Annotated in this window: 13 protein-coding genes; 4 read left to right on the top strand and 9 right to left on the bottom strand. The window is 62.9% G+C overall.

Translation table 11 applies throughout. From position 1 onward, the window contains the following. Positions 1-3 precede the first annotated feature (3 nt). The 3 genes from ISP15_RS08140 to ISP15_RS08130 form a co-directional block, all read right to left on the bottom strand. Entirely contained in the window at positions 4-2,001 is a 1,998-nt protein-coding gene (locus ISP15_RS08140) for an ATP-binding protein (protein WP_404546763.1), read from the bottom strand. A 102-nt stretch (positions 2,002-2,103) separates the two neighbouring features. Further along, the gene (locus tag ISP15_RS08135; RefSeq protein ID WP_404546762.1) at positions 2,104-2,622 is read right to left on the bottom strand and encodes a cupin domain-containing protein; all 519 of its coding nucleotides are present in this window, start codon (positions 2,620-2,622) and stop codon (positions 2,104-2,106) included. A gap of 103 nt (positions 2,623-2,725) precedes the next feature. Next, positions 2,726-3,526: an enoyl-CoA hydratase-related protein gene (locus tag ISP15_RS08130; protein ID WP_404546761.1), complete on the bottom strand. Its 801-nt coding sequence runs from the start codon at positions 3,524-3,526 to the stop codon at positions 2,726-2,728. Between the two features lie 236 nt (positions 3,527-3,762). Here ISP15_RS08130 and ISP15_RS08125 point away from each other — a divergent pair, with 236 nt between their 5' ends. Genes ISP15_RS08125 through ISP15_RS08115 form a run of 3 tightly spaced genes read left to right on the top strand, consistent with a single transcriptional unit; the run spans position 3,763 to position 6,148 of the window. Then, positions 3,763-4,011 carry a FeoA family protein gene (locus tag ISP15_RS08125; protein ID WP_404546760.1) on the top strand — a complete coding sequence of 83 codons (249 nt, stop codon included), beginning with the start codon at positions 3,763-3,765 and terminating at the stop codon, positions 4,009-4,011. Continuing rightward, positions 4,008-5,849, top strand: a complete 1,842-nt coding sequence (gene feoB, locus ISP15_RS08120; RefSeq protein ID WP_404546759.1) for a ferrous iron transporter B — start codon at positions 4,008-4,010, stop codon at positions 5,847-5,849. Before ISP15_RS08125 ends, feoB begins: the two co-directional genes overlap by 4 nt. Further along, a complete protein-coding gene (locus ISP15_RS08115) occupies positions 5,846-6,148 on the top strand; it encodes a DUF6587 family protein (RefSeq protein WP_404546758.1) in 303 nt (100 codons plus the stop codon). The genes feoB and ISP15_RS08115 overlap by 4 nt, the downstream gene beginning before the upstream one ends. A gap of 55 nt (positions 6,149-6,203) precedes the next feature. Here ISP15_RS08115 and ISP15_RS08110 read toward each other — a convergent pair whose 3' ends face one another. The 4 genes from ISP15_RS08110 to ISP15_RS08095 all read right to left on the bottom strand — a co-directional run bounded on the left by ISP15_RS08110 (position 6,204) and on the right by ISP15_RS08095 (position 11,552). Beyond that, positions 6,204-7,226, bottom strand: coding sequence for a phospholipase D-like domain-containing protein (locus tag ISP15_RS08110; protein ID WP_404546757.1), 1,023 nt, complete (start codon positions 7,224-7,226; stop codon positions 6,204-6,206). A 396-nt stretch (positions 7,227-7,622) separates the two neighbouring features. Continuing rightward, entirely contained in the window at positions 7,623-9,230 is a 1,608-nt protein-coding gene (locus ISP15_RS08105) for a carboxyl transferase domain-containing protein (RefSeq protein WP_404546756.1), read from the bottom strand. A gap of 196 nt (positions 9,231-9,426) precedes the next feature. Then, on the bottom strand, positions 9,427-9,783 hold the full coding sequence (locus ISP15_RS08100) for a hypothetical protein (protein ID WP_404546755.1): 357 nt from the start codon (positions 9,781-9,783) through the stop codon (positions 9,427-9,429). A 584-nt stretch (positions 9,784-10,367) separates the two neighbouring features. Next, complete coding sequence (locus tag ISP15_RS08095; RefSeq protein WP_404546754.1) at positions 10,368-11,552, bottom strand: thiolase family protein; 1,185 nt, start codon at positions 11,550-11,552, stop codon at positions 10,368-10,370. A 274-nt stretch (positions 11,553-11,826) separates the two neighbouring features. Here ISP15_RS08095 and ISP15_RS08090 point away from each other — a divergent pair, with 274 nt between their 5' ends. Then, entirely contained in the window at positions 11,827-14,664 is a 2,838-nt protein-coding gene (locus ISP15_RS08090; RefSeq protein WP_404546753.1) for a S8 family serine peptidase, read from the top strand. A gap of 146 nt (positions 14,665-14,810) precedes the next feature. On the opposite strand, the gene ISP15_RS08085 is transcribed toward ISP15_RS08090, so the two are convergent. Next, positions 14,811-15,968 (bottom strand): isovaleryl-CoA dehydrogenase, encoded by a 1,158-nt coding sequence (locus tag ISP15_RS08085; RefSeq protein ID WP_404546883.1) that lies wholly within the window; start codon positions 15,966-15,968, stop codon positions 14,811-14,813. Positions 15,969-16,103: 135 nt separating this feature from the next. Beyond that, positions 16,104-16,541: an excinuclease gene (locus tag ISP15_RS08080; RefSeq protein ID WP_404546752.1), complete on the bottom strand. Its 438-nt coding sequence runs from the start codon at positions 16,539-16,541 to the stop codon at positions 16,104-16,106. Between the last annotated feature and the right edge of the window lie 6 nt (positions 16,542-16,547).

Here is a 16,547-nt window from a genome sequence, read left to right as displayed (position 1 = left end):
AGTTCATGCGGTGAAACGAACGAGCACGGTGTCAGCTTCCACGAACTCGCCTTGGGTTGCGCTCACGCTTTCAATGGTACCTGCGCGCGGCGCCTTCAAGGCCAGCTCCATCTTCATGGCTTCCATCACCAGCAGTTCCTGGCCTTCTGCCACGCTGTCTCCGGCGGCCGCTTTTACCAGCACGATGCGCCCAGGCATGGGCGCGATGACCTGATTGCCGCCGCTGCCTTGCTTCGTTTCCCAGGCAAACGCGGCGGTACGCGCAAAGGCATATCGCTGACCGTCGCTATCGTGCAGCGACACCCGCTCGCCATCGGCACGAACCGGCAGGCGCAATGCCTGTCCATCGAAACGGGCGCAGAGCGCGCGGCCGTCCTGGCGCGCACCCTGTACCTCGCAATGCGATTGGCCGTGCTGCAATCGATAGTGCCCGCCATGGCCGTGGGCTTCGACCTCGTAGCGTTGTTCTCGCCATGCGAGCGCAACGATACGCTTGCCGGCATGGCCGATGCGCCAGGCGTCGGCGCGCGACCATGGCGAATGCGGATCGCTGCCGTTGGCCGCCTCGCGGACCACGGCGCACTCGTCATGCAGCAACGCAGCAGTCGCGGCAACGAACAGGACATGATCAGAGGGTGCCGCATCGCCGGTTAGAAATTCATCAAGGTGGCGATCCAGGTATCCGGTATCGATGCGACCTTCGACAATCGCCGGATGGCGCGCCAACCGTTCGAGAAAGGCGATATTGGATTTCGGCCCCACGATGTCGCATTCGGCCAATGCATCGCGCAGGCGCTGCAAGGCTTGCGTGCGATCGCTGTCATGCACGATCAACTTGGCGATCATCGGATCGTAAAAAATCGTTACGGTGTCGCCTTCGACCACGCCACCGTCCAACCGCACGTGACTCGATGCCGCCGGGAGCTTCAGTGTGCGCAGCTTGCCGGAGCCGGGCAGGAAATGCTGGTCCGGATCTTCCGCATACAGGCGTACTTCAATCGCATGCCCGCGTGCATGAATCTGTTCCTGCCGCAACGGCAGCGCCTGGCCGGCAGCAATGCGCAGCTGCCATTCCACCAGGTCCAGGCCCAGCGTTTCTTCGGTAACCGGATGCTCTACTTGCAGCCGTGTGTTCATTTCCATGAAGAAGAACGTACCGTCCTGTCCGACGATGAATTCCACCGTGCCGGCGCCGACATAGTTCACCGCCTTGGCCGCGGCCACCGCCGCTTCGCCCATGGCCTGGCGGCGCTCCGGCGTCAGGAACGGCGAGGGGGTTTCCTCGAGCACTTTCTGGTAGCGGCGCTGCGCCGAACACTCGCGCTCGTTCAAGTGGATCAGGTTGCCATGCGTGTCGCCGAATACCTGGAATTCGATATGGCGCGGATGGTCGACGTAACGTTCCAGGATCACGCGCGTATCGCCGAACGAACTGGCGGCCTCGCGTTGCGCGGACGCCAGCGCGTCGACGAATTCGTGCTCCGTGCGCACGATGCGCATGCCCTTGCCGCCGCCGCCAGCCGCGGCCTTGATCATCAGCGGAAAGCCGGTCTTGCGCGCCTGTTCGGCCAGGAACGCGGCATCCTGGTTATCGCCGTGGTAACCCGGCACCAGCGGTACCTGGTGGCGCTCCATCAGCGCCTTGGCCGCCGCCTTGGAACCCATGGCTTCGATACTTTCCGGATGCGGCCCGATAAACACCACACCCGCTTCCAGGCACGCACGCGCAAAGCCGGTGTTTTCGGAAAGGAAACCGTAGCCCGGATGGATCGCCTGCGCGCCGGATCGCTTTGCCACGTCCAGAATCGCCTCGCCACGCAGATAGGAATCGGCTGGACGTGGTCCGCCGATCGGCCATGCCTCATCCGCCAGGCGCACGTGTTGCGCGTCCTGGTCGGCTTGCGAATACACCGCAATGGTATGGATGCCCAGCCGCCGGCAAGTGCGAATCACCCGGCAGGCAATCTCGCCGCGGTTGGCAATCAATACGCGCTCGAACATGCGGAATCCTTCAACGGCGTGTGGCATCTGCAAAGCTCATAAAGCTAGCAGATTCGCGTGACGCCGCCGATGCGCGGCGCAGCATGGCGGGCGCGTATCGGCTTATTCGCCGTCCCAATAATCCAGCGACGCTTCAGGCCGGCCGATCACTCGCAATGGCTTCAGGCGCTCTTCGCTGGATGCATCGCCCGCAGCGAAGGCCAGGTATTTGCCCGAATCGGGGTATTCGCAAATTTCCGCCTCGGAACGAGTGCTGATGGCCAGATAGCGAAGTTCGACCTCGCCGGTATTGATGATCTGGTGCGCGGTTTCCGGACCGCCCGGGGGACAGGCGATCACGTCGCCGGGGCGAACCGGATAACGGGCATCGCCGTAACGCAACTCGCCATGCCCTTGGAGGATAAAGAACATTTCTTCTTCCACCCGATGACTATGGAACGCACATTTGCGTTTCCCTGGCGCAACGACAGTGAGGTTGTAGCCCAGTTTGCGCGCGCCGATGCGATCGGCGAGCGCGCCCCAGCGGATGTCGTAGTACTGCGCTTTCTCGCCTGCGGGCAGCCGCGCGGGTTCGGCAGTCTGGATGACGACGTCGGCGATATTGATAAGTGGCTTGGGCATCGGGGGTTCCGCGCGAGGGAGGCTTGAGAGTCCCAAAAGAGAATTACGGACGGCAAAGAGTGAACGAAGGCGCGGGCAGGCATGGTGCCACCCGCGGCCAACCCTACTGCTTGCCGCTTATATTCCAATTTGGCGCACGCTTGTCGAGAAACGCGCCCAGTCCTTCCTGGCCTTCTTCCGATACGCGCAGCCGCGCGATCAGTGCAGCATTGTCGCGGTCGATGCGTTCGAGGGCTTCCTCGGTCAATCCATGCATGCCTAACGCCAGGTGCTTGGCTTCATGCTGGGCGACGGGACCCGCCTTGGCCAGTTGCTTGAGCACGCTATGCACGGTGTCGTCGAGCTGGTCGGCGGGCACGGCCTGATGCAGCAGCCCGATCTGCGCGGCGGTCGCGGCGTCGAAAATTTCCCCGGTCAGGAACAGGCGGCGTGCCTGCCGCACGCCGATGGCGGCGATCACATACGGCGAAATCACGGCAGGCACCAGGCCGAGCTTGACTTCGGTAAGGCCGAACTTGGCCGTTTCCACGCCGATGGCAATGTCACAGCAGGCAACCAGTCCCACGCCGCCGCCATAGGCCGCGCCATTGACGCGGGCGATGGTGGGCTTAGGCAGGAATTGCAGTGTGCGCATGAGCGTGGCCAGGCGCAGGGAGTCCTCGCGATTCTCCGCCTCGCTGGCCTTGGCCATGCCGCGCATCCAATGGAGGTCCGCGCCGGCGGAAAAGCTGGCGCCCACGCCGGTCAGCACTACCGCGCGTACCGCCGGATCGCTGCCGGCCGCGTGCAGGGCAGCGGTGAGATCGGCGATCAGGCGGTCGTCGAAGGCGTTGTGCACGTCCGGCCGGTTGAGGCGGAGTTCGCGAATGCCGGCGTGGTCGGCGATCTGGACGGAGGAGGGCATGGAGCATCCTTGGGGCTTAAGGCTGCGCAATGTTATAGGAGGCGGCCGATCCCGGCCGGGACGGCAATCCGATCGCCAGGGCGTTGAACGACGCCATTCCGGGGCTCGCTGAAATGGCCGCAAATTCTTGCATTTCTTTGTTTTGGTCGATCCGGGCGCATGCGATGGGAATCTCCTGCACGGCATGAGAAAAGCGGCTACAATGCGAACCATTCTTATTTAGAAGCATGCCAACCGTGCGCCTGTCCGACTTGCCGAAAGGTGCCTCCGCCGTGGTTGAACAAGTAAACGATGCCCATGCCGATGACATGATCGCGCAGCGCTTGCGCGATCTGGGTTTTGTCGAGGGCGAACCGGTCCGGCTGGTGGCACGCGGACCGATCGGTGCCGATCCCTTGTTGATCCAGATCGGCTCCACCCGTTTCGCCTTGCGGCGCAGCGAAGCGGCGCGTGTCAGCGTGCGATGGCCGGAGGCAGCGGCATGAGTACCGGCACGCTGCGCATCGCGCTGGTCGGCAATCCCAATTGCGGCAAGACGGCGCTGTTCAACCAGCTCACCGGCGGCCGCCAGAAAGTGGCGAACTACGCCGGCGTTACGGTGGAGCGCAAGGAAGGGCGGTTTACTGCGCCATCCGGGCGGGTGCTGCAGATTTTGGATCTGCCTGGCACCTACAGTTTCGATGCCGCCAGCCCGGACGAACAGATCACGCGCGACGTGCTGGAAGGCAACTATCCCGGCGAAGCGGCGCCGGACCTGATCGTGTGCGTGGCCGATGCCACCAACCTGCGCCTGCACCTGCGCTTCGTGTTGGAAGTGAAACGGCTTGGCCGGCCGGTGGTGCTCGCCTTGAACATGATGGATGCGGCGCGCCGCCGCGGCATCGTGATCGATGTGCCGGAGCTGCAGCGGCGGCTCGGCCTGCCGGTGGTGGAAACGGTGGCGGTGCAGCGCGGCGGCACGCGCGCGCTGGTCGAGCGCGTCGATGGCAGCCTGCCCGAAGCGCCGCAGGCGCTGCCCGACGATGCGCACAGCCGCGCCAACCTGCATGGCGAAGTGCGCCAGTTGCTGGCGGCCACGGTCACGATGCCGCGCGCTACGGCCATGATCGACGATGCGCTGGATCGCTGGGTCTTGCATCCGGTATTCGGCCTGATGACGCTGGCCGTGGTGATGTTCCTGGTGTTCCAGGCGGTGTACGCCTCCGGCAAACCAATGAGCGATGCGATCGGTAACGGTTTTGGCTGGCTTGGCGCGCAGGTTGCCGCGATCCTGCCCGATGGTCCGTTGCAGGGATTGATCGTCAACGGCCTGTTCGGCGGCCTCGGCACGGTACTGGGCTTCCTGCCAGAAATCCTGGTGCTGTTTTTCTTCATCCTCATGCTCGAGGAATCCGGCTACCTGCCACGCGCGGCTTTCCTGCTCGACCGGTTGATGGTGTCGGTGGGCCTGACCGGGCGCTCGTTCATTCCGCTGTTGTCGAGCTTTGCCTGCGCCATTCCCGGCATCATGGGAACGCGCAGCATCACCGATCCGCGCGATCGGCTGGCCACCATCCTGGTGGCACCGTTGATGACCTGCTCGGCGCGCTTGCCGGTGTATGCCTTGCTGATCGGGGCATTCATTCCAGCCCATCGCCTCTGGGGTTTGTTCAATTTGCAGGGCGTGGTGCTGTTCGCGTTGTATGCGGCCGGCATTGTGGGCGCGATGACGGTGGGCTGGGTCATCAAACGCATCCGCCGCGACAAGAGTGAGCACGCATTGCTGATGGAGCTGCCTTCGTATCGCCTGCCGCGCGCGCGCGATGTCGCCATCGGTCTGTGGGAGCGGGGCATGATTTTCCTCAAGCGCCTCACCGGTGTGATCCTGGCGCTGACGGTGCTGATGTGGTTCATCTCCACTTTCCCGACGCCGCCGACAGGCGCCACCGGCGCGGCTATCAATTACAGTATCGCCGGTTACCTGGGTCGCTACCTGCAGCATGTGTTCGCGCCGCTGGGCTTCAACTGGCAGATCAGCCTGTCGCTGATTCCCGCGTTTGCCGCACGCGAAACCGCCGTGGCGACGCTGGCCACGGTGTATGCGGTGAGCGGCGATTCGCAAAGTGGCGGGCTTGCGCACGCGCTGACCGCCAACTTCTCCCTGGCGACTTCGCTGTCGTTGCTGGTGTGGTTCGCCTTCGCGCCGCAGTGCATGTCTACGCTGGCAGTGATCCGTCGCGAAACAAATTCGTGGCGCAACGTGGCAATCTCTTTCGGCTACATGTTCGTCGTGGCTTATGCGGCGTCGCTGATTACCTACCAGGTGGCGAGGTGGTTGCTGTGAACACGGGCCTGCTTATCCAATACGTGGTGATCGGGTTGGTCGTGCTGGCCAGTGCGCTGGTTGCTTTCCGCAAGCTGGCGCCGCAACTTACCAGTCGCTGGCTGGCCGCCGCATCGATCCGTTTCAGCCAGCCTGGGCATGCGGCATGGGTGCGCGCCCTGGGTCGTCGCCTGCAACCGAAGTTGGCAACCGGCAGTTGCAGCGATGGATGCAGCACCTGCGGGGCCTGCGGCCCCAAGCCGCCAGCCCGTGCACGCGGCGAAGCCATGCCGCTGGAATTCCGCCCGCGTCGGCACTGACACGTTCACTGCGAAGTGCACGGAGCTGCCCGTGCACTTCGGCCATCGGCCATGATCATTGCCAGGGCGTACCGCCCGCGTAGTCGTTGCTGATCGTGGTTTCGAGCTGTTGCAGGATGCTGGCATTGGCAGTGGTCAGGCCCAGCTCGCGGTTCTTGGTCAGCGAGGCGCTGGAGAAGTTTTCCGAGCCTACGAACGCCACGGCAGTGGATTTGCCGTAATCGGCCACGATCGCCTTGGCGTGGATATACAGCGCCGTGCTGTTGTCCGGATACGTGCTGATGTTCGCGCCGGCCTTGGCAAGGTCGTCGAATTCGCTGGCGTAATCGTTGTCGTCGTTGGTCATTGCAATGGTGACGTTCACGCCTTTCTTTGCAGCATTCTCCAGCGCGTCGACGATGGCGCTGTCGCTCATTTCCTCGTTTTCGACCAGCAGGCTGGTCTTGGCATTGTTGATGATGTCGAGCAAGGAGGCCTGCGAATTGGTGGGGCTCCATACCAGGTCGCTGCCGTTCGACGGGGTGACCGAATCGTGTGCGAAATCCTTGGCGAAAGTGGCTTCGATGGCCGCGATATCAGTCGCGTTGTTCTCGATCACCGCGAAGTCGCGGGTGGTGCTGTAGTAGCGGCTGGTGAGATTGAGCGTCATGATCGCCGTCTGCGCGCTCGAAGTCGCAGCGTCGATGGTGATCGTCTTCTGGTGCGTTGCTTCGTAGGTAGTCCAGGCCCATACCACATCCACGCCGCAACCTTTCAATTGGTTGTAGGCGGAAGTGTTGTTGCTCTTCTCGTCATTCACATCGAGGATCACGCGAACCTTGACGTTCCGGGCAGCGGCATTGCAAAGATCGTCCTGCGCGGTGGTGTCCTGCAGTTCGTACATGGTCATGTCGATGGTCGACTTGGCGGCATTGATCAGGCTGTAGATCGGGGTCAGTCCCTGGTCGGGTTCGATCACCAGCGTCTGCGTGCTGGACTGCGCGGCGGCCGGCAGGGCAAGGCCGAACGCGGCAGCAACGGCCAATGCGGCGGAAAGCGTGGTCTTGGTGAAATTGGAACGCGCACAACGGCTTTTCATGACTTGATCCTTGTGTCGGGAAAGGTTGAAGCATCTCCTTGCGTAATCCACTGCCGCTCTTCCTGGGCGGCTTCAGCTGCCGGTAGCCCGACTTCCCCCATCCAAGTGGCACCTGCGCGCGCCACAGCCGAAGCGCCGATCTCAACGGTTGTCGATGACATCTTTCTTTCGTCGATATGGCAGCTTTCGCGTACGTTTAGGACACGTGCGGCTTTGTCACGTCGAGGTGAATGTGAGAGCCGTTACGCGCGCGGCGTCGGTATCGGAAGAAACAAAAAAAGATGGGCGCAAGCGCCCATCCTTTTCATGCTTGTGCTGGCGATGTTTGCGACCGCCATGGGGAACTGTCGCCCATGGTGATCGCGTGCGAGAAGCGCGCCCGACCAGCCGAGCCGATTACATCCGGAACACACCGTAGCGCTGTGGCTCGATCGGCGCATTGAGCGAGGCGGAAATCGCCAGCCCCAGCACGCGGCGCGTATCGGCCGGATCGATGATGCCATCGTCCCACAGTCGCGCGCTGGCGTAGTAGGGGTGGCCCTGGTGCTCGTATTGTTCGCGGATCGGTGCCTTGAAGGCGTCTTCCTGCTCGGCGCTCCAGGTTGCGCCGGAAGCTTCGATGCCGTCGCGCTTGACCGTTGCCAGCACGCTCGCAGCCTGCTCGCCCCCCATCACGCTGATGCGCGCGTTCGGCCACATCCACAGGAAGCGGGCGCCGTAGGCGCGCCCGCACATGGCGTAGTTGCCGGCGCCGAAACTGCCACCGATCACCACGGTGAATTTCGGAACGTGCGAACAGGCGACGGCGGTGACCATTTTCGCGCCGTCCTTGGCGATGCCGGCGTTCTCGTATTTCTTGCCGACCATGAAGCCGGTGATGTTCTGCAGGAAGACCAGCGGCACGTTGCGCTGATTGCATAATTCGATGAAGTGCGCACCTTTGAGCGCCGACTCCGCGAACAAGATGCCATTGTTGGCAACGATGCCGACCGGATAGCCATGGATATGCGCGAAGCCGCACACCAGGGTCTTTCCGTAGCGGGCCTTGAATTCGTGGAATGCGGAATCGTCGACGATGCGCGCGATCACTTCGCGGATATCGAACGGGCGGCGCGTATCCAGCGGGATCACGCCGTACAGCTCTTCTGTCGGATAGCGCGGTTCGGCCGGCGCCTGCAAGGCAAGCGGCATCGGCTTGCTGCGATTGAGGCTGCCGACGATATCGCGTGCGATCGATAGCGCATGGGTGTCGTTTTCGGCGAGGTGGTCGGCTACCCCCGAGATGGCCGTGTGCACGTCCGCGCCACCAAGCGCTTCGGCGTCGACCACCTCGCCGGTGGCGGCCTTCACCAAGGGCGGGCCGCCGAGGAAGATGGTGCCCTGTTCGCGCACGATGATGGTTTCGTCGCTCATCGCCGGCACGTAGGCACCGCCCGCCGTACATGAGCCCATCACTACCGCGATCTGCGGAATGCCCAGCCCGGACATCCGCGCCTGATTGTAGAAAATGCGGCCGAAATGTTCCTTGTCCGGGAAAACCTCGTCCTGCATCGGCAGGAAGGCGCCGCCGGAATCGACCAGATAGATGCACGGAAGGCGATTTTCCAGCGCCACTTCCTGCGCCCGCAGGTGCTTCTTTACCGTCATCGGGAAATACGTCCCACCCTTGACGGTGGCGTCATTGGCCACCACTACCACTTCGATGCCGTGCACGCGGCCGATGCCGGTGATGATGCCGGCGGCCGGCGCGGCGTCGTCGTACATGCCGTGCGCGGCGAGCGGGGAGAGTTCCAGGAATGGCGAGCCCGGATCGAGCAGTGCCCGGATACGCTCGCGCGGCAGCAGCTTGCCGCGGGCGGTGTGTTTGTCGCGCGCCTTCGCGCCGCCGCCTTCGGCACTGCGTGCCATCTGCTGCTGCAGGTTCTCGACCAGCGTGCGCAAATGCGCACTGCTGGCCTGGAATTCGGAAGAGCGGGAATCGATCTGCGAAGTGAGGACGCTCATGGTTTCGTGCTGCCGCCGTCTAAGGATGCTCTGATCAATTCTACGCAGGTGGCGTGATGTCCAGAAGGCTCGCAGGCGTGTGGCGTTGCGCAGGGAAGCGCGCTATGCGAGCGACGGCGAGCATATCCATGCGCCGCCACCACAAAAAAAACCGGCCGCCCATGGCGGCCGGTTTCATGGAGCTTCAAGCGAAGGCTCAGTTGCCCTTCGAAGCATCCTTGGCCGCCGTGGCAGCCGACTTGGCAGCGTCAGCAGCTTTGTTGGCAGCATCGGAAGCGTTGGCGGCGGCGCTCTTCATCGCGTCGCCAGCGCTCGGGGCGGTGGAAGCCGGAGCGGCGGCCGGAGCAGCAGCGGTGGAAGCCGGAGCAGCAGCCGGAGTGGCAGCGGTGGAAGCCGCAGCGGCCTTCTGAGCCTGGTCAGCAGCCTGTGAAGCTGCCTGCTGGGCCTGGTCAGCCGACTTCTGTGCGTCCTGCGCGGCATCCTGCGCGCCGTTGCTGCAAGCCGCCAGCAGCGCGACAAGCGCGGAGGCGAGAAGGGTACGCGTGAACTTCATGTTGGATCTCCTTAGCCGTGGAATGCCATTTGGCGGATTATTAATAGCGCTTTCACGTTAACAGCGCTACCTGTTTCAACAAACAACTTTAAGGCGCATTAACCAGGGGCGGTGTTGGCACCCGTCATGCAGGGGGCAAGCCAGCATAAATGGACGTGCCCTAGGGATGCTCTGATCAATGCTACGCAGGCGGCATGATGTCCAGAAGGCACGCAGAGTGTGTTGTGCGGCGCCGGGAAGACTGGCCGTCTTGCCAAGCCGCGCGGCGCGCTCTGCGTGCCTTCTGGACATCACCCCTCACTTTAAATTCAACATGTTGGGGCCAGCTCTGTCTGTCCGCATCCCTGCGGTCCATCGTCTCGACAGACAGCCAGTCTGCCTTCGCCGACGAACCTATGGTCTGCGAACAGACAGAGCTGGTGACGCCTACGTAGCATTGATCAGAGCATCCCTAGTTCTGGTCCAATGGACGAGCCGAAGGGCATCTGCTTGAGCGACGCAGGGACGTGGCATGGAACTTCCTATTACGCCCCCAAGGTTGCCGGCAGCAGCGTGGCATCGTTACTGCCTGCCGGCCGGGCAGCTCAGTCCAGCCGTTCCACCGCTACCGCGGTAGCTTCGCCGCCGCCGATGCACAGTGCCGCCACGCCGCGGCGCAGGCCGCGCGTTTTCAGGGCGTTGAGCAGGGTCACTACCAGGCGGGCGCCGCTGGCGCCGATCGGATGGCCCAGCGCGCAGGCGCCGCCGTTGACGTTGAGCTTGTCATGCGCAATGCCCAGTTCGCGCATGGGCGCCATGGCTACGACCGCGAACGCTTCGTTGACTTCGAACAGGTCGACATCGGCAACGTTCCAGCCAGCCTTGTCCAGCACCTTGCTGATCGCTCCCACGGGCGCGGTGGTGAACCATTCCGGCTCCTGCGAATGCGTGGCATGGGCCACGATGCGGGCCAGCGGTTTCACGCCACGGGCCTTGGCGTCGTCGGCCGAAAGCAGGACCAGCGCCGCGGCGCCATCGGAAATGCTCGACGAACTGGCTGCGGTGATGGTGCCGTTTTCCTTGCGGAACGCTGGCTTGAGCGAGGGAACCTTGGCGATATCGGAACGACCTGGCTGTTCATCCATATCGACCTGGACGTCACCCTTGCGGCTCGACACGGTGACCGGAACGATCTCGTCAGCGAACGCGCCGGAAGCTTGCGCGGCCTTGGAGCGATTCACCGATTCGATGGCGAACGCATCCTGTTCCTCGCGGCTGAAGTGGTACTTGTCGGCGCACAGTTCGCCGAACACGCCCATGGCCTTGCCGTCATACGGGTTGGTGAGGCCGTCCCACGCCATGTGGTCCACCAGCTGGCCGTCGCCGTAGCGGATGCCGACGCGGGCATTGACCATGTGCGGGGCGTTGGTCATCGATTCCATGCCGCCAGCCACGACGATGGCGGCCGAACCGGCTTTGATCAGGTCGTGGCCGAGCATGATGGCTTTCATGCCCGAACCGCATACCTTGTTGACGGTGGTACAGCCGGTGGCGGCAGGCAGGCCGGCCTGCAGCGAGGCCTGGCGGGCCGGCGCCTGGCCGAGGTTGGCCGGCAGCACGCAACCCATGATCACCTCGCTCACGTCGCCCGGGGCGACGCCCGATTGCTCCAATGCGGCACGAATCGCAGTAGCGCCGAGCTTAGGCGTGGGCACGCCGGTGAACTGGCCGAGAAAGGAGCCGATGGCGGTGCGCTTGGCACCTGCGATAACAACGCTGACGTCCGACATGGGGATCTCCGGGGGAGCTTGAGGCGCGATCGCGCCAAGGAAATAACTTGCGGATTATCGCAGCCCGCGGCGCAAAGCGGCAAACTTGTTTTTTCGTTGGAAATCGCGTCCCTAACACTCGCAAAACAATAAAGTGAACGAATAAGCTATAGAGGAATTATCGCCATCAGGGGGTGGCGGTAATCAGATGTGTTGTGGGGACCAACATTACGCAAAGGGGTAGGGGTTCATGGCAAAGGGAATGCAGGTATCGCGTCGACGTGACGTCGTAGTAATGATTTGCCTCGCGCTGGGGTTGAGCGGATGCGGTGGCGGGGGTGGCAACAGTAACGTCAGATCGTCGCCCTCCAGTGCGCCGACTCCCACGCCGACGCCATCGCCATCTCCCAGTTCGAATCTTCCGACGCCGCCGATCGATGCACAGCTATCGCTGACCAATACGTATGCGGCGCACCAGCAGGGATTCACCGGCGCCGGCGTGACCATCGGCGTGGTCGACAGCGGCATCATGCCGAACAATCCGGCCGTGGCGGGCCGGGTAGGAACCGAATACATCGACGTCGACCCGACGACCAACAACACCAGCATTCCGGATGTGGTCGGACACGGCACGTGGGTGTCGGAAATTGCCGCGGGCGCATCGTTCGCCCAGTTTGCCGGCGGTATCGCACCTGGAGCGAACCTGGTCTCGGCGCGCATCATCGACGACAACGCACCGGACGATAACGGTTCGACCGCGCCGACCCCGGTGACCGGATCCGACGCCACTCCACTGGGCCAGGTAAACCAGCAGATGATCAGCTCTGGGGTGAAGATCATGAATAACTCCTGGGGCGGTATTTCCTGGACCAACACGGACCAGGCCACCACCGCAGCTTTCGATGCTGCTTATGCGCCATTCGTCGAAGGCGTTCCCGGAAGCTTCAATGGCGGCCTGGTGGTGTTCGCGGCAGGCAACGATTCGCAGGCCAATCCGAGCACGATTGCATCGCTGCCGTCCATTACGACCGATCAATACCTCGAAAAAGGCTGGCTGGTAGCCGTAGCCCTGAACAGCAACAACCCGACCCAACTCGATAGTTATTCGAACAAGTGCGGCATCGCGATGAACTATTGCCTTGCCGCGCCGGGCGACGTCATCGTGCTGGACAAGGACACGCTCGCAAGCACCACCAATCCCAGCTATTACATCGTGGAAGGCACATCGTTGGCGGCACCGGAAGTATCCGGAGCGGCGGCACTGGTGTGGCAAGCCTACCCGTATTTCACCAATGATCTGGTGCGCCAGACATTGCTGGGTACCGCTACGCCATTGGGCGGTTCCCAGCCCAACCCGACTTTCGGTTACGGCGCGCTCAATGTCGGCGCGGCGGTGAACGGGCCGGAACAATTCAATTGGGGACTGGTCGACGTCGGCTTCACCGGTACATCCAGCTGGAACAATCCGATTTCGGGAACGGGTGGACTGACCATGGATGGGCCCGGCACGCTGGATCTCACTCAGCCTTCCACCTACACCGGCGGTACGACCGTGACCGGAGGTACGCTCAATGCGGTATCTCTCGCGGGAAATGCCAGTATCGTGGGTGACGGTACGTTGGCGCTGACCGGTACCGCTGTACCGCCCGCCATCAGCGGCAATGTCTCGAACAACGGGACACTGGTGGTTGGCGCTACTCCCCTGGCCGTAGGTGGCAGCTACCAGCAGATCGGCGGCAAGCTGGCGGTGCCGCTGGGTTCCTTTTTGCAGGTGGCCGGCACGGCCAGCTTGACCTCCAGCGCCGGTCTGTATGTCTATGGCGCCAACCCGGGTTACACCACCAATTCACACACGGTCGTGCTTACCGCGGGTGGCGGATTGACAGGTACCTTCGCCAGCCTGACAACGCCATCCAGCGTGGCTTTGAAAGCGACCATTGGCTACGACCTCAATGACGCCTATCTCGACGTCCAGCAGGTCAATCTCACGCAGATTTCCGGATTGCCTTATTCGACGGCCACCTATGCCGCCGCCGAACGTGTGCAAGCGGCTTTCAATACGATCAATGGTGTCGTGCAAAACGGCGCCACTGCACAGGCGTTGCCCAGCAGTTTCGTTAGCGTCGCGGCGAATATCCAGCAAACATCTACGGCCGCCGCCATGCAGCAGTCCTTGAACAGCCTCTCCGGCCAGATGTATGCCGCCAGCGCCGCGATGACCTTCGAAGCCATCGATGCCGATACACGTGCCTTGTCCGATCGCTTCGACGCGCTGCTCGACAACCCGCAGCAGTTTGCCCACGGCAAATTCCAGAGCTGGACGCAGAACCTGGGCTATCAGGGAGACATGTCGCGTGGCGGTTACGACAGCATGGGCTTCCAGCTCAATGGCAGCATGGTCGGTGGCGACCGCGGCGTCGGTAACGGCGGCGTGGTCGGTTATGCGATCAGCCAGAGCCAGGGCCTCGGTAACCTGGAGCAGAGCGCCGACCAGGGTTTCAGCCGCGCGCTGGAAGGCATGGTCTACGGTGGCTTCGTGCAGGGCAACTGGTATGCCATGGGCCGTTTCGGCGTGGGCAGCGATTGGCAGAATACGCGCCGCGAACTGGTGCTCGGCGGCCAGACCGCCGGCGTATCGAGCTTCAGCAATGGCCGATATGACGTGGCCTACAGCGAAAGCGGCTACCGCTTCCACATCGCCAACTGGAACCTCACCACCTATAGCGATCTCGAATACGCCAATGTCGAGCGCGACGGCTTCAACGAACTGGGTGGCGACGGCTTCGGCCTGAATGCCGATATGCAGTCGATCCAGCGCTGGCAGGCCGGCGTGGGCTTGCGTGGCTCGCGCCAGTGGATCATGGCCAATGGAACCGGCCTGAGCTTGCAGGCGCGCCTGCTATGGCAGGATGCGTTCGCCATGCACGGCGTTTTGCCGAATGCGAGCTTCGCCGCCCTGCAACAGTTCTCGCCCATCGAAGGCATTGGCTTGTCGCGCTACGGAAGCGTTGCCGGCCTGTCGCTGGACTGGCGTTTCTCGCCGCGTTCGAACCTGTCGGTGGGCATGGACGAATACAGCGCGCAGCGCGAGCACGCGACCATGGGCACGGTGAACTACAGCCTGCATTTCTAATGCTTGTGCATCCTCTTCCCGCTGGGAAGAGGATCGGATCGGGGAACCGGTCTTGCCGTTGTCAGCGCGAAGCTCGCTTCGCGCTGACAACACTGCAAGGTCAGCCTCACGTAGCCTCTTTCCCGGCGTAACAACAGCTATGCGATCTACGCCTTGCCGTGAAAGAGTTCGCGCCCGATCAGCATACGCCGGATTTCATTGGTGCCGGCGCCAATCTCGTAGAGCTTGGCATCGCGCAGCAAGCGGCCGGCCGGGTATTCGTTGATATAACCGTTGCCGCCCAGGGTCTGGATCGCCTCCAGCGCCACGCGCACCGCGTTCTCCGATGCGTTGAGCAAGCACGCGGCAGGATCGATGCGTGACTTCACGCCGGCGTCGAAGTTCTTCGCCACCATGTAGGCAAAGCCGCGCGAACTTTGCAGCTTGGTATACATGTCGGCGATCTTCGCCTGCATCACGCCGAAGGTGCCGATCGGCGCATTGAACTGCTTGCGCTCGCGCACGTAGGGCAGGGAAATATCCAGCGCCGCCTGCATCAGGCCGATCGGACCGCCGGAAAGGACCAGGCGCTCCGTATCCAGGCCGCTCATCAGCACGCGCACGCCTTCGTTCACTTCCCCGACGATGTTCTCGGCAGGAATCTCGCACTGGTCGAACACCAGTTCGCAGGTGTTGGAGCCGCGCATGCCGAGCTTGTCCAGTTTTTGCGCGGTGGAAAAACCGTGCATGCCTTTTTCGACGATGAAGGCGGTCATGCAGCGGCTGCCCGCCACGCGCGGCGCCGTGCGCATGTAGACCAGCAGCACGTCCGCATCCGGACCGTTGGTGATCCACATCTTCGAACCGTTCGCCACCCACACGTCGCCGCGCTGCTCGGCCTTGCAGGTCATCGAGCCGACCACGTCGGAACCCGCGCCCGGTTCGCTCATCGCCAGCGCGCCGACGTATTCGCCCGAGCACAGCTTGGGAATGTACTTGCGCCGCTGCGCTTCATTGCCGTTGTGGAAGATGTTCTGCACGCACAGGTTGGAATGCGCGCCGTAGGAAAGCCCGACCGATCCGGACGCGCGCGAGATTTCCTCCATCGCCACCATGTGGGCAAGGAAACCCATGCCGCTGCCGCCGTATTCCTCCGGCACGGTGATGCCGAGCAGCCCCATGTCGCCCATCTTGCGCCACAGGTCGTGCGGGAACAGGTTTTCCCGGTCGATATGGTCGGCGCGCGGCGCGATCTCCTTCTCCGCGAAGGCAGACACGCTTTCGCGCAGCAGGTCGATCTCTTCACCGAGCGGGAACGGGCGCATCACGAAACTCCTGGGGCGGGGATTTAGCCCGGAAAGTGTAGCGCACGGACCGTGCCCGGCCCTGACGCGGCGCATCAGGGCAAGACAGGCACAGGCCGGATCGGGGAGCTTGCCGGACCGGCCGGAATGGGGTGCTTACTGCACCTTTGCCAGCTTGCCCTTCATGATCACGCCGGACATCAGGAAGCCCACATGGCATTCGTAGTTGCGCGCATCGCGATATTCGTGGCCATAGTCGCTGACGATATCGACCACCGCATTGGCGCCCGCTTGCTTGGCCTCGTCCTGCAGGCTGATCAGCGCCGATTGCAAGGCCCAGTCGCAGGTGGCCTGGGCCTGCTTGCCGAACGCATTGGTCTTGCGATTGACGCTGACCTCATCGTTCACCACCGTCACCTGGCCGTCGGGCTGGTTTCCGGCGAGATAGAACTTCACCGTGCCATCGAGCTTGCCGGCCTTGGTCGCCGCGTCGATGGCGTTCTGGACGGGGAAATGCACCACCTTGTCGCCGGCAACAGCAAACCCGGGCAGGGTGGCCAGCAACATGGCAAGAACAACGTTTTTTCCTTTCATAGCGGA

The sequence above is a fragment of the Dyella jejuensis genome (assembly GCF_044904675.1).
Lineage (GTDB): Bacteria > Pseudomonadota > Gammaproteobacteria > Xanthomonadales > Rhodanobacteraceae > Dyella_B > Dyella_B jejuensis.
Note: the sequence above shows the minus strand (reverse complement) of the source record. Positions and strands in the feature narration are given on the sequence as shown.

What these genes read in the sequence shown, in the direction of transcription:
- ISP15_RS08140 (WP_404546763.1), bottom strand. Translation starts at nt 2,001, where the DNA reads ATGTTCGAGCGCGTATTGATTGCCAACCGCGGCGAGATTGCCTGCCGG.
- ISP15_RS08135 (WP_404546762.1), bottom strand. Translation starts at nt 2,622, where the DNA reads ATGCCCAAGCCACTTATCAATATCGCCGACGTCGTCATCCAGACTGCC.
- ISP15_RS08130 (WP_404546761.1), bottom strand. Translation starts at nt 3,526, where the DNA reads ATGCCCTCCTCCGTCCAGATCGCCGACCACGCCGGCATTCGCGAACTC.
- feoB (WP_404546759.1), top strand. Translation starts at nt 4,008, where the DNA reads ATGAGTACCGGCACGCTGCGCATCGCGCTGGTCGGCAATCCCAATTGC.
- ISP15_RS08110 (WP_404546757.1), bottom strand. Translation starts at nt 7,226, where the DNA reads ATGAAAAGCCGTTGTGCGCGTTCCAATTTCACCAAGACCACGCTTTCC.
- ISP15_RS08105 (WP_404546756.1), bottom strand. Translation starts at nt 9,230, where the DNA reads ATGAGCGTCCTCACTTCGCAGATCGATTCCCGCTCTTCCGAATTCCAG.
- ISP15_RS08100 (WP_404546755.1), bottom strand. Translation starts at nt 9,783, where the DNA reads ATGAAGTTCACGCGTACCCTTCTCGCCTCCGCGCTTGTCGCGCTGCTG.
- ISP15_RS08095 (WP_404546754.1), bottom strand. Translation starts at nt 11,552, where the DNA reads ATGTCGGACGTCAGCGTTGTTATCGCAGGTGCCAAGCGCACCGCCATC.
- ISP15_RS08090 (WP_404546753.1), top strand. Translation starts at nt 11,827, where the DNA reads ATGATTTGCCTCGCGCTGGGGTTGAGCGGATGCGGTGGCGGGGGTGGC.
- ISP15_RS08085 (WP_404546883.1), bottom strand. Translation starts at nt 15,968, where the DNA reads ATGCGCCCGTTCCCGCTCGGTGAAGAGATCGACCTGCTGCGCGAAAGC.
- ISP15_RS08080 (WP_404546752.1), bottom strand. Translation starts at nt 16,541, where the DNA reads ATGAAAGGAAAAAACGTTGTTCTTGCCATGTTGCTGGCCACCCTGCCC.